Source organism: Luxibacter massiliensis, assembly GCF_900604355.1.
Classification (GTDB): domain Bacteria; phylum Bacillota; class Clostridia; order Lachnospirales; family Lachnospiraceae; genus Luxibacter; species Luxibacter massiliensis.
The window spans coordinates 145,108-157,124 of record NZ_UWOE01000002.1; the positions used below are offsets into that span (position 1 = coordinate 145,108).

14 protein-coding genes and 1 tRNA gene are annotated in these 12,017 nt (G+C 39.6%); 9 read left to right on the forward strand and 6 right to left on the reverse strand.

The window, feature by feature from the left end; genetic code table 11:
- From EFA47_RS18620 to EFA47_RS18635, 4 genes are read right to left on the reverse strand one after another with little or no spacing between them, the layout of a single operon-like run.
- Window positions 1–432, reverse strand: a complete 432-nt coding sequence (locus EFA47_RS18620) for an ATP synthase subunit C (protein WP_122644686.1) — start codon at window positions 430–432, stop codon at window positions 1–3.
- Window positions 429–2,393 carry a V-type ATP synthase subunit I gene (locus tag EFA47_RS18625; protein ID WP_122644687.1) on the reverse strand — a complete coding sequence of 655 codons (1,965 nt, stop codon included), beginning with the start codon at window positions 2,391–2,393 and terminating at the stop codon, window positions 429–431. Before EFA47_RS18625 ends, EFA47_RS18620 begins: the two co-directional genes overlap by 4 nt.
- On the reverse strand, window positions 2,390–3,436 hold the full coding sequence (locus EFA47_RS18630) for a V0D/AC39 family V-type ATPase subunit (RefSeq protein WP_122644688.1): 1,047 nt from the start codon (window positions 3,434–3,436) through the stop codon (window positions 2,390–2,392). Before EFA47_RS18630 ends, EFA47_RS18625 begins: the two co-directional genes overlap by 4 nt.
- Window positions 3,437–3,439: 3 nt before the next feature.
- A complete protein-coding gene (locus EFA47_RS18635; RefSeq protein WP_122644689.1) occupies window positions 3,440–3,751 on the reverse strand; it encodes a hypothetical protein in 312 nt (103 codons plus the stop codon).
- 295 nt (window positions 3,752–4,046) lie between these two features.
- On the opposite strand from EFA47_RS18635, the gene trmB reads away from it, so the two are divergent.
- The 4 genes from trmB to EFA47_RS18650 all read left to right on the forward strand — a co-directional run bounded on the left by trmB (window position 4,047) and on the right by EFA47_RS18650 (window position 7,150).
- A complete protein-coding gene (gene trmB / locus EFA47_RS18640) occupies window positions 4,047–4,697 on the forward strand; it encodes a tRNA (guanosine(46)-N7)-methyltransferase TrmB (protein WP_122644858.1) in 651 nt (216 codons plus the stop codon).
- 96 nt (window positions 4,698–4,793) lie between these two features.
- On the forward strand, window positions 4,794–4,946 hold the full coding sequence (locus EFA47_RS20010) for a hypothetical protein (RefSeq protein WP_164690069.1): 153 nt from the start codon (window positions 4,794–4,796) through the stop codon (window positions 4,944–4,946).
- A gap of 28 nt (window positions 4,947–4,974) precedes the next feature.
- Window positions 4,975–5,286 (forward strand): thioredoxin family protein, encoded by a 312-nt coding sequence (locus EFA47_RS18645; RefSeq protein ID WP_122644859.1) that lies wholly within the window; start codon window positions 4,975–4,977, stop codon window positions 5,284–5,286.
- Between the two features lie 514 nt (window positions 5,287–5,800).
- Entirely contained in the window at window positions 5,801–7,150 is a 1,350-nt protein-coding gene (locus EFA47_RS18650) for an MATE family efflux transporter (RefSeq protein ID WP_122644690.1), read from the forward strand.
- Window positions 7,151–7,190: 40 nt separating this feature from the next.
- Here the strand turns inward: EFA47_RS18650 and EFA47_RS20595 are convergent, their stop codons facing one another.
- On the reverse strand, window positions 7,191–7,613 hold the full coding sequence (locus tag EFA47_RS20595) for an aminoglycoside 6-adenylyltransferase (protein ID WP_122644691.1): 423 nt from the start codon (window positions 7,611–7,613) through the stop codon (window positions 7,191–7,193).
- A 62-nt stretch (window positions 7,614–7,675) separates the two neighbouring features.
- On the opposite strand from EFA47_RS20595, the gene EFA47_RS20015 reads away from it, so the two are divergent.
- From EFA47_RS20015 to EFA47_RS18665, 3 genes are all read left to right on the forward strand, one after another.
- The gene (locus tag EFA47_RS20015; RefSeq protein ID WP_164690070.1) at window positions 7,676–7,828 is read left to right on the forward strand and encodes a hypothetical protein; all 153 of its coding nucleotides are present in this window, start codon (window positions 7,676–7,678) and stop codon (window positions 7,826–7,828) included.
- A gap of 93 nt (window positions 7,829–7,921) precedes the next feature.
- Window positions 7,922–7,994 (forward strand) — tRNA-Lys (locus tag EFA47_RS18660).
- A gap of 457 nt (window positions 7,995–8,451) precedes the next feature.
- The gene (locus EFA47_RS18665) at window positions 8,452–9,969 is read left to right on the forward strand and encodes a hypothetical protein (protein WP_122644692.1); all 1,518 of its coding nucleotides are present in this window, start codon (window positions 8,452–8,454) and stop codon (window positions 9,967–9,969) included.
- Between the two features lie 208 nt (window positions 9,970–10,177).
- On the opposite strand, the gene EFA47_RS18670 is transcribed toward EFA47_RS18665, so the two are convergent.
- On the reverse strand, window positions 10,178–10,411 hold the full coding sequence (locus tag EFA47_RS18670) for a helix-turn-helix domain-containing protein (protein WP_122644693.1): 234 nt from the start codon (window positions 10,409–10,411) through the stop codon (window positions 10,178–10,180).
- 125 nt (window positions 10,412–10,536) lie between these two features.
- On the opposite strand from EFA47_RS18670, the gene EFA47_RS18675 reads away from it, so the two are divergent.
- Together EFA47_RS18675 and EFA47_RS18680 are read left to right on the forward strand one after the other, a co-directional pair.
- Window positions 10,537–10,845 carry a hypothetical protein gene (locus EFA47_RS18675; RefSeq protein ID WP_122644694.1) on the forward strand — a complete coding sequence of 103 codons (309 nt, stop codon included), beginning with the start codon at window positions 10,537–10,539 and terminating at the stop codon, window positions 10,843–10,845.
- 377 nt (window positions 10,846–11,222) lie between these two features.
- Window positions 11,223–11,816 (forward strand): hydrolase, encoded by a 594-nt coding sequence (locus EFA47_RS18680; RefSeq protein WP_122644695.1) that lies wholly within the window; start codon window positions 11,223–11,225, stop codon window positions 11,814–11,816.
- Window positions 11,817–12,017 lie beyond the last annotated feature (201 nt).

The following is a 12,017-nucleotide window of genomic DNA, read 5'->3' on the forward strand; positions in this document are numbered from 1 at the left end:
TTATAGCTTACCTAAGATCATGAAAGAGATGATTAACCCGTAAAGACAAACACCTTCTGCAAGACCTACGAAAATAAGTGATTTACCGAGTACGCTGGAATCTTCGCTGATGGCCCCGAGAGCAGCGCTGGCAGCGCTGGCTACGGCAATACCGCCGCCAATACAGGATAATCCAGTAACAAGTGCAGCGGCTATATAACCCAACCCTGTCGCAGTGGAGGCGGAAGAAGCGGCTGCCTCAGCGGCTTGTACATCGCCTCCCAGCATCATCACAGAAGCGATGGCAAATGCGCCAAAAAAGAAGAAAGCGTTTACGCCTACAGTTCTTTTATAACGTTTCTTGTTTTTCTCGCCAATCAAGTAATATCCGAATGGAATGATAATACTCAAAATAAGAGCTGCTATTAAAATGATTTTGGTTGCTAATGTCATAATTTAGATCCTCCCTGCCTTTTCTTGGTCTTATTATTTTTTTTGGTGTATGGCTGGAATGTTCTTCCGCTGCCTTTATAAAACCGGCTGAACATTTCATAATATTCCAGACGTAACACCTGAATGCCTACAATCAGCCCTTCAAAACCACAGACGAAGAGATTGCCGAAAACAATGACAGCCCAGTTGGGGGAACCTGACTCTGCGCCGGCCAGAATCAGGACAACTTCCATAATGGCGGCGTGGCTGACTGCGAAAGCACCGATACGCACAAAAGATAATGTATTGGAGAAGTAACTTAACAGTGTCTCAAACAGTTCGAAAAACCCCTGGACTAAAAACATTCCGGCACTCTCTTCCATTGTATCTGCGCGTTTCTGTATTTTTTTTGTTATAGGTTCTTTAAATAAAATCAGTAAAAGTGGAATCCCGAACATGACGGCCATTAAGATTCCGCCTGGGGTTTTGTGGCCTGTCATAAACAGTACAATGGTAGCAACAACGGAGAGATAGAAAACAAATCCTGCCACACCGTTTGAGTCAAACCATATATTTTCTGTATCATGTGAGCGGACAGCATTGACAATATGGAGTACCATGGCGACAAGTATAACTGCCATGCCAAATGCCACGGCTACAATGAATACTGTGTTCAGCTTTCCGATAAACGGGAGCGTCGTCATATGTTCAATGGGCCTGAGCCACAAGGGGGGCAATATATCTTCGAAGCCAAAGATACTGCCGAACATAAACCCAAAGATGACAGAAAAAATACCGGCTGTAGAAATAATCCCTGCAAGGGGTGCCTTTTTAAAGTGGTATATGAGGCCGCCGCCAATCAGGAGCAGAAGGCCCTGCCCTACATCGCCAAACATGACGCCAAAAATAAAAGAGTAGGTCAGGCCCACAAATACGGTTGGATCCATCTCATCATGGGAAGGCAGGCCGTACATTTGTATAAACATCTCAAAAGGTTTAAATATTTTGGGGTTTTCCAGTTTAGTGGGTGGTTCCCCGAAATAGGTGTCGTGATCATCCTCAACCACCACAAAAACCTTGTCATCATCTCTGATTTCCAGAAGGAACCTGTCAACGTCTTCCTCAGCCATCCATCCGCATAAGATATAATAATCTTCCTTGTTGTCTTCCATGCGTGCGGCCATTTTCCGGACGTCAAAATTGTTTGCTAATTCTTCAAGGCGGTTTTTAGAAGCAATGAGCTGTGGCGCGCGGCCAGCAAGCATTTCCCCGGCGGCCTTATCTAAATCTTCAATATCCTGGCTGGAATGATATATTTCTTTTACCAGCTTCCGGTATTCCTCTGAAGGGGTTCCTAAAAATTCCGGGGGCAGCTCTATTTTCTCAAAATGAAGAGAACGGAAAACAGCATCTACTTTCTGGGACTCACCGGGAGATACAAAATATGCCCCGTATACATAGCTTTCATCCCTCTCACCTTCTACAAAAATGGCGCCCAGGTCATCCATCAAGTATTTCTGTATCTTGTGATAATATTCTATTGCAATCCGCCCGAATCTATAATCGATATATTTATACTGTAAAATTTTTGATAATTCGCAATCCAGGGGCCGGAAGGGGGCGATTATCTGCTGCTTCTTACGCAGATCTTCTATTTTTCTCTTTAAATTCTCTTTTTTATCCTCAAGGCCCATGTAGTCATGGTTTGCTTTGCGGACGACCTCAAACATATCGTCAAGTCCCAGGGATGTATCGGGCTCAATGTCGTCTGCATTTGGCAGATATCCCACAAATTGAACGGCTTTATTCAGGGCGTCCCGGTAAGGGTTGATTTCCACGAAAGGCCTTAAGTTGTCCACTGTCTTTAGTTCAGACAGGGCGGATTCCAATTGAATCTCATACCGTGACAAATAAAGGTCAGTGACACGGTCAATATCGTTGCGGGGGCCGGAGATATTGATGAATTTCATTTTAACAATCATTGAGTCTTACCTCCAATGTATGCCAACGTTTCACTGGGAGAGAGACTGTAGCGTATACACTCCAGAGCAGTCGTCAGCTTTTTAAGCTCTTCTTCTTTTAAAAATAAATACGTATTTATAATAGCAATCGAATAGGGGTTACGGCGGCGGTCAACAGTATATAAATGATAAAGACAGTCCGCATACATCTGTTCGATTGTCAATTTTTGCCCGAAATCATAATGGCGTATATAACTGGTTTTTTTCAGCGTGTTAAAAAATGTTTCTGTATTTGCGGCTTCTACAAGTTCCTTAATTAAGTCTGTAGAAATCTTATAGTGGATAGGTATCAGCAGTGAATAGATATCTGCCGGTGCCATTTTATAGTATTTTTTGGCCCTGTAAATCCATTGGAGGTTCAGAAGGTCAATTTTAGACCCGCAATCCCGTGTGAAAATTTCAAGTTCCTTCTTTTTCAGGACTTTTTTCCGCTCTTTCCAAATGGCAGAGAAATAATATAAATCCAGTGTCAAATCATAGTCAAACAGTGTGACGGACTGGGTGTCCCTGAGTTTTTTGAGTGGAGCATAATATTCGGTATCTCTCAAATTGTCTACCAATTCATCTGTAGTCCGTGAGGTAATTAACCTTTCGATTGATATTTGAGAATATCTGTCAAAAAAAGGCTTTTTATAATTCAAATCAAATGGCTCAGCATAATGATTAATGACGATCCGAAAACAATAATTAATCAGCTCAATTTCATACCGCTTGAGATATAGTTTCAAAAATTCCCTCTGTTCCAGGCTGCAGAAACGGTATATTTTTGTATAGTCCCGGTATAGGGACTGCACTAAAAGTTTTTCAATATCTCCACGGTGAAGCCTGGCCTCATCAATTTCTTCCAGGACATCAGAGTAAGAGGAGTTCTCTTTTAAATAAGTAACAACCTCCGGCACACTGTGAAGGTTCGCAATTTCTTCAAAATTGGCGGGTTTTAAAAGCCGTGCTTCCATAGCGCGGATTTTGGTCACTATGCCGCTATAGACAAGTAGATTCCCCATAGATTATACCTCTGTCATCCGCCTCAGAATATCCTGGGCATAAGTTGTATGCTTTTCTTCATATTCCTTTTGCAGCGCTTGAATAGAAGCACTGTTGGATCCGCTTTGGCTGGCTAGAATCTGTTTTGTTTTATTTTCAAGCTCATCCCGGATTCTGAGGAGCTTTGCCTGGGTCTTCCCTTCCAGCTTCTCGTCGAACCTGCGGCGCTTCTCTTCATATTCCTTATCCAGAATCTCCTTCTGCCCTTCCGCATGGACCACAATAGCTGCAGCGGCGGCTTCTATTTCCGATAATCTCTTTACAATAGAATCCATGGTAAGCCTCCTGTTAATCATTGATTATAACTGTATTTATAATACACCTTTTTATAAAAAAAGCAAGTTGGGGACGTAACCTTTTTAATTATGCTACGTCCTAAATGAGCTTTAGTCCTGTACCTAAATGAACTTTGACCTGTACCTGTTTGCATGTTATTATATTTTTTATAAAAGTCATTGAATTTTAAGCAGTGATTTGATTGCTTTTTATATGTTCTGTATTATACTTACCATAAATACCAATAAAAATTACTATTTCAAAGAGGGAAGTAATAAAAAGGAGTTTTTGCTTATGCGATTGAGAAATATTCCACGTGCAGAGAGTACAATTCAGGTGCACCCTGCAGTTATTAAGAGGCCAGATGCACAAAAGGGGTGCTGGAGACAGGTATTTGGAAATATAAATCCTGTGCATATTGAGATAGGGATGGGGAAGGGGAGCTTCCTATTAAATATGGCTGCAATGAACCCGGAGATTAATTTCGTAGGAATTGAGAGGTATACAAGTGTATTGTTGAGAGCTGTTGAGAGATATGATACTGACGGGTTTAATGAACTCCAGAATATACGATTTATTTGTATGGATGCCAGAAACATTGATGAAGTTTTTGCGAACAATGAGGTAGAGAAGATATATTTGAATTTCTCTGATCCTTGGCCAAAAGCACGTCACGCTAAAAGACGGCTGACCTCTATAGACTTTTTAAGAAGATATGAGAAGATTTTAGCTCCCGGCGGACAAATCGAATTTAAGACAGATAATACAGCATTATTCAACTTTTCATTAGAACAGATAAAAGAGGCAGGATGGACTTTAGGGAATTATACATACGATTTGCATCATCATGAGATTTTAAACCAGAATAATATTATGACAGAGTATGAAATAAAGTTTTCCGCGAAAGGTAATCCAATTAATAAACTAATTGCGGTAAGGAAATAACAATTAAGGACGTAACAAAATTAAAAAGGCTACGTCCTAATTCACACTTTCTTCATATTTATCATAATATAATTTTGAGGAGATATGGTTTGGAAGATGGGAAAAGTGATGAAGGGAAATAAGTGGAAAATTTATATCTGCCGTAAGTTATATAGTAAGCCGGATTTAAACCGCAAATTAATTTGTTTGAAGCGTTCTTTTGATGAGGTATGTGAGATTCTTAATCATGGAGGCTGCTGCGGCAAATAGAAATTAGTGAGAAATGCAGGTGTTTACTATGAAAATCAGAGTGACGGAGGATAATTACCAAAAGGAGGTACTTGAATCAAGCCTGCCTGTGCTGGTTGAATTTTTTGCTGTTTGGTGCGGGAAGTGTGCTATGATGGAGGATATTGTCGAGGAGATTGCTGGAGAATATGAGGGCCAAGTTAAGGTATGTCAAATTGATATTGAGGCCAGTGAGAAATTGGCCGCGCAATTTGAGGTGGAAATCGTGCCCACCTTTGTCCTTTTTAGGGAAGGGAATCCGGCAGCGGCGGCCAGCGGGATTCTGAAAAAGGAGACGCTGGATGATATGATCAGGCTATAGGCCGTAATCTGATATGAGTAAACCGTAGATGTGTACATTACAATTAAGTGGATGGCATATCTGCGGTTTTTATCTATGCACAAAATAAAATGTTGTATATTTCTATCAAGATTTTTGCTTTGGATTTATATTATGGGGCGTAGTCTCAGTGGGATTAGAAAATGTGTAATTTGAAAAGGTTAAAATAAAGAAAACAGATGTAGTATTGTTACATTTACTAAAGAATGTTAGAATACTACAGTAAAATACATGAATTTTACTTTTTGTTCATTTAATTACCTTTTTCTAAAAAAGACAATAATTAAAAAGTATGTAAAAAAAGGTGACAATTAAAATATTTGAGCAGTTAAAATTTATGTATAGGGGAATGGGAGTTTCTATGTTTGATGATGAGAGATAATCACTTTTGGAAATATGTGTGATGTAATTGGTGAACAACAATAAGCTATAAAAAGCTGCCTAAGTAATGGCCAGTTTTTATTAAAAGAATATATAAATTTAAAGGAAGTACACAATGTACAATACGGAAGGTAAATTATTTTATAAAAAGTTTTTTTCTATTTATGTCGTCCTGGTTCTGCAGAATGTTGTGACCCTAAGTGTGAACCTGGCTGACAATATTATGTTAGGCACTTATAGTGAAACAGCATTGTCCGGTGTTGCTGCTGTAAACCAGATCCAATTTGTTTACCAACAGCTTATTATGGCGCTGGGTGATGGATTGGTCATATTCTGCAGCCAGTACTGGGGAAAAAGACAGTTAGGGCCAATGAAAAAAATAGCTGCCACAGCCATGCAGTCTGCGATAGCAGTGGCAGCTATTTTATTTGCCCTGATCAGCCTTTTCCCCTATCAGGCCATGAGTATTTTTACCACGGATGAGGCAATTATTGGGCAGGGAGTGGAGTATCTTTCACTTATCCGGTTTACATATTTCTTTTTTGCCGTAACTCAGATTTTGCTGGCCACATTGCGGAGTGTGGAGGTTGTGAGGGTTGCGTTTTATCTGTCAGTTATGGCATTTTGTATCAACTGCGGAGTTAATTATGTCCTGATTTATGGGAAATTTGGTGCTCCTGAGATGGGGGCATCAGGGGCGGCAATAGGGACCCTGGCGGCGCGGATTATAGAATGTGGAGTGTTAATTGTCTATATTGCCAGGAGAGAGACGAACCTGCACTTAGGAATCAGAAGTTTCTTACAGGCAGACAGGGTTTTAATTAAGGATTATTTTAAAATCACGGCCCCTATGCTGTTTGTAAATGGCTTGTGGGGGGTAAATACAGCGCTCCAGACAGTGATACTAGGCCATATGGCTGCAGCGGCTATCGCTGCAAACAGTGTGGCGTCTACCATATTCCTTATGGTGAAATCTATGGCGGTGGGGGCTGCTTCAGCCGCTTCTGTCATAATTGGCAAGACCATCGGAACCGGTGATATGGTATTGGTGAGGAAATATTCAAAGACGATGCAAAAGCTTTTCATTATTATAGGAGTTATATCAGGATGCCTGCTGTTTAGTATACGGATACCGATCCTCAGCTTTTATGATCTGGCAGCGTCCACAAAAGATATGGCTGACACGTTTCTTATTATCCTGAGCATTGTCATTGTAGGGATGTCCTACCAGATGCCTACTAATAATGGGATTATCCGGGGTGGCGGCAGCGCAGTGTTTGTCGTAAAAATGGATATTATAAGTATATGGTGTATTGTGATTCCTCTTTCTTTTGTGATGGCGTTCGTAGTTAAGGCCTCCCCGGCAATAGTCGTATGCTGTCTGAATGCTGACCAGATTTTTAAATGTATTCCTGCATTCTTAAAAGCTAATTATGGGAACTGGGCAAGAAAGCTTACCAGATAGCGGGAGAGGTGAACTGAGGGGACTGGCCGAAATGCACAATTTATTTCAGTCCCTTTAATACCTCAATATATTTCTGGGCCCTTTCTAAATAATTGGGGCGGGTATATGACAGTGAAGCACAGACCTCACTTAAGACATTTTCAAATAAATGGATAGCTGTATATAATGAATCCCAGGCCATGTCTGTATTTTCAAGTTTATAAGTCCCGGATAATTCTTCACGTTCTTTTTCTGCAAGATAGTGTAACAGCCATTTGTTATGCTTCCCCGTGTTAAGCGGAAACCCATTTCTTACACCAGCTAGATATCCAAGTAATCTAAGCAGTTCAATATGTAGGATGTGCTCAAAAATCCAATGGGCAAATAGCAATTCATTTCGCAGAAGTCCCCTGGCAGCATGTGTACAGGCCAAAGAAAATTCATTTGCACAATCGCTGACAAATATTTCACTTGGCCTTTGCACCCAAAATTATGTAGGGAGATACAAGCCTGAATTTTTTTGTGGAAAGAGGAGAGTAAACAAATATGGATAAAACCATGGTTTTGGGGAAGTATACATTTGAGAGTACTCACGGGCGAAGGGATGGATTCTGTCCGGAAAAGTTAATTTCGTTGGCCAAATTGGATAAGAGCGGGGGTTGTGGAAAAGAAAAATGTAGAAATGTTAAAAATAATTAAAAAAATGTAAAAAATCCCTTGTATTTTTTTGGCACATAATATATAATATCACTTGCGTTACCACTTAAGGATAATGCAAAATAGAAAAATTGTGCGCGATTAGCTCAGCTGGCAGAGCACCTGACTCTTAATCAGGGTGTCCAGGGTTCGAACCCCTGATCGCGCAGTTTAAGTCACTGTTTTTGGAGTAAGAAGGCTCCGGGGACGGTGATTTTTTAATTATATAGGAAATTCCGTTGGATTTCCCATGTAATTAAACAGCACTCTGTGCGGAATTGCACTTGTGGCGGAGTGGAATTATATCGCTCACTGGATCTGCCGAAGGGAGAGAATCCTGCTGTGGTAAAATTCTTTTTTAATGTTATAGCTGTTGTATGTTGGAACAATTAAAAAATGTATTAGGCAATTTTGTATTTCCATTTATAATACATGTTTTGTAAAGCTTAAGCTGATTACAAAGACTTTCATAAATTAATATTGATAGTTAGCCAAAGTTACTGTATCATAAGCGTATAATTATAGAAGTAATAGGGTCGTGCGGTGGGAGTATTAGAGTGTATTTTAGGGCAGTATGGTGTTTATTGAAACTGAAGTAGGAAATTGAGGATGCGGGGTAGCTATAAGTGGAAAAAAAATTAGATACTAAGATTGTTTATAATCGAAGGAAATATTATAAAGTCCTGTTTTGGGCAGGCCTGTTTACATTTTTATATGTTTTTTTTACAAAGATTCATCCCCTAGTAATTTATGATTCGGATGATTGGAGCAATATATCCTATGTAAGGCAGGCTTTTCCTCTATGGAGTGACTGGAATCCCTGCCGTGTATTTCCCGAAACCTTTATGCCAATACTTTCTTATGTGGCAGTATATTTGGTTAAACCTTTTGTCCATGATTATATCCTGTCCATGACTGTTACCCATGGGGCTGTGATTAGCATTGCTATATTAGTTTATCTATTTGTATTTTACAGATGGATTCAGGCAAAGTTTAGAGCCACGGAGGCCCAGGCATTCGTTTTTACACTTGCTTTCCTGCTGTTTCATTTCAGCATCCTAAAAGTGGAATGGAACGATAATTCGTACCTTTTCTTTTCAGATAATGTTACATGCTACTTTTATTATGTGCTGCCAAATCTAATAAACGCAAGTATAGTGTTATGGTTTATGGGCAGCAAAGCAGGTATCAATGAAAGGTGGGATAATGAACACCCTCTGCGTAAAGGCGGCTTAATTTTATTAGTTTATCTGGCGATTTTGTCGAATTTATTTCAGACAATTATCCTGATTGCCTATATTGGATACGATTTGCTGCTTGGGTTAATAGTGTATTTCAAGGAAAAGCGGAAAAATATTCTTTTGTTCCTGAAACAGAATCTTTTTTCAGTTGCAAGTATCACGTTATGGCTGATTTCATTAGTCTTCGAGTTTGGCGGAGAGCGGAGTGTAGATATTGCATCTGACAGTATTCAGATTAAGGATTCTATTTTAGCCTTAATTGGATATTTGCCTAGACTTAATAGAATGACATGCCTTTTATTTTTTATTTCAATTATAGCAGCAATGATAATTTGGTTCAGGTCTAAAAATAAAGGGGAAATAGACAAGCGCTATATCAGCACAGTGATACGGTCCTTGGTATGTGCAGTGACTGTTGCTATTTTCTTAGTATTGCTCTGTGGGGTGTCGGGGAGTGGTTATTTAGAAAGGGCAGATGTATCCTTTGGAATCTTCTTTTATGGCTTTTTATTTATTATGGGTTCGATGTTGTATGTGGCACAGAAATATCCACGAGTAATTTTAGTCCTCCCATTGGTTTTGTATATAGTTCTTATGAATACAATGATTGGGGAACGGATATTCAAAGAATCAAATATGGGTTCTCTTAACCCTCAAGTTTGTATTGCAGTAAATCAGGATTTGATTGGACAGATTGTGACTGCAGACCAGGAGGGTAAAACTGAGATGGTTTTACATGTGCCTGTAGGTAATGGGAAAACAGAGGATAACTGGCCTCATGCGAACTATATGGGATATTCTATAGCTAGAACTTTATACCGCCATGGAATGATTAGCAAACTAATAGCCATTGAGGTAGAGCCTGATCCTGAGATGAATAAAAAATATCAAGTGATATATTAAAGCAAAGATATATAAGGAATAAAATATACTGATCGAGCATTAGCAGTCCATAAGTATAATTTTGTTGGAGGAAATCTGCCCGTCCGTGGGGGCGTGAGCTAGGAGAGGCCTTTTGGGTATAGCATTGGAATGATATTGGCTGCGCAGTTTAAATCACTGTTTCTGGGGCAAATAGGCTCTGGGGACAGTGATTTTTGTTGTGCGCAAATCAATCTGTTGATGGGGGGATGTATTCAAGCAGATCATGGAGGTCGCAATTTAGGGCGTAGCATAAGCGTGATAAAACGGAGATATCCAGACGCTGAACATCGTTCCGGCAGTATTTCTTAAGCTGCGTCCTCTGCATTTCTGCGCGGAAGGATAATTTATTAATAGAAATATTCCGTTCCTTCATTAACTCTTCTAAATGCAATTTGATTGTACCAAATTCTAAATCTTCCATATATCTGCCCTCCCGTATAATTAGGATATTTTATTTATGAGTATATTGTAAGGGGTTTAAATATATGGTATCTTTATATGAGTAGATATATACTCATATAATAAAATTAAAAAAGGAGAATACAAATGAGAAAACCTGCTTTGGCAATATTACTTGTTTTAGTTATTTGTATGCTGGGGATGGGATTTTTAAGCTGTACAATTACTCAGAAAGGTTTAGATAAAGCGTTTCGTCAATATGGAACTGGTATAATATCATGGGAAGAGTATATAAAAGTATTAAGTGCCCGGGCAGACGGCAGGATATTTATGTTATGGGGAAGAGAAAAAATACTGGCTGGCACAGGACTGCTGTTTGTAGCAGGAATATCCATTATAGTTACATTTAGAGAAAAAGATATAAAGAAAATCTGTACAAAAAAAGAGGTAATATGATGGTTTATATTGGCAGAGTATTGTTGGCTGTAGTGCTGTTAGTATATTTGTGTAGTAATATGGAAATAAGCAGCGTAGGGGAGGTTCTTCTTGAGATAATTAAGGGAGTGCTGTCTCTATTCAATATTTGTGGATTAATTATTTTAGGAAGGCTTTGAGTTGAGAGGGGAATAGTATCAGTTGTGTATAAAATAATTCAGGAAAGGCTAAGATACGTTGAAGAAGTATTAAAAGACTGAAAATGGGTTACAAAGGGGACAGTCCCTTTTGCAAAAGGGACTGTCCCCTTTGTAACCCATTTTTACTCTTGACAAATTTGCCTTTAAAAAGCAAGATTATAAGTAAGGAATACATAGATAGAAGGGTGGATGGTTTTCATGTATTGTTCAGATATTTCGAGGGAAGAGGCATTTGAGCTTCTGAAAAAATATAATAAGGAGTCTTTTCATATCCAGCATGCCTTGACTGTGGAAGGGGTGATGAGATGGTATGCTAATGCACTCGGGTACGGAGGAGAAGAAGAGTACTGGGGGATTACAGGCCTGCTTCATGACATTGACTTTGAGATGTATCCTGAAGAGCATTGCCAGAAGGCCAGGGAACTTTTGGAGGAGGGAAATGTTGGGGAGGACATGATTAGGTCGGTATGTTCCCATGGCTTTGGCATCTGCAGTGATATTGAGCCGTCCCATGAGATGGAGAAGGTGCTTTTTGCGGTAGACGAGCTTACAGGACTGATAGGTGCGGCCGCATTGATGCGTCCATCTAAAAGTGTGATGGATATGGAAGTTTCCAGTTTGAAGAAGAAATTTAAGGATAAAAAGTTTGCAGCAGGCTGTTCCAGGGATATTATCAGGCAGGGGGCGGAGAAGCTGGGTTGGGAATTAAATGAATTATTCGAAAAGACTATACTTGCAATGCGGTCCTGCGAGAAAGATATGCTCCGGGAGATGGAAGAATATAATGCTTAAGCGGCGCATTTATGGGATGCAACCGTATGTTGACAAATTGTCTGGGGTTTTTTGAAGGGATAACAAAGGTAACCCTAGGGGGGGTTCTGCCACTTACTGCCCCGGAATATGGAAGCTTGTCCGTAAATTATTTGTAATTTTGGGCACCAATATTAGGCAGAATCTATTCATGCAGGCTGCCAGGCATGAATTTAAGTAATT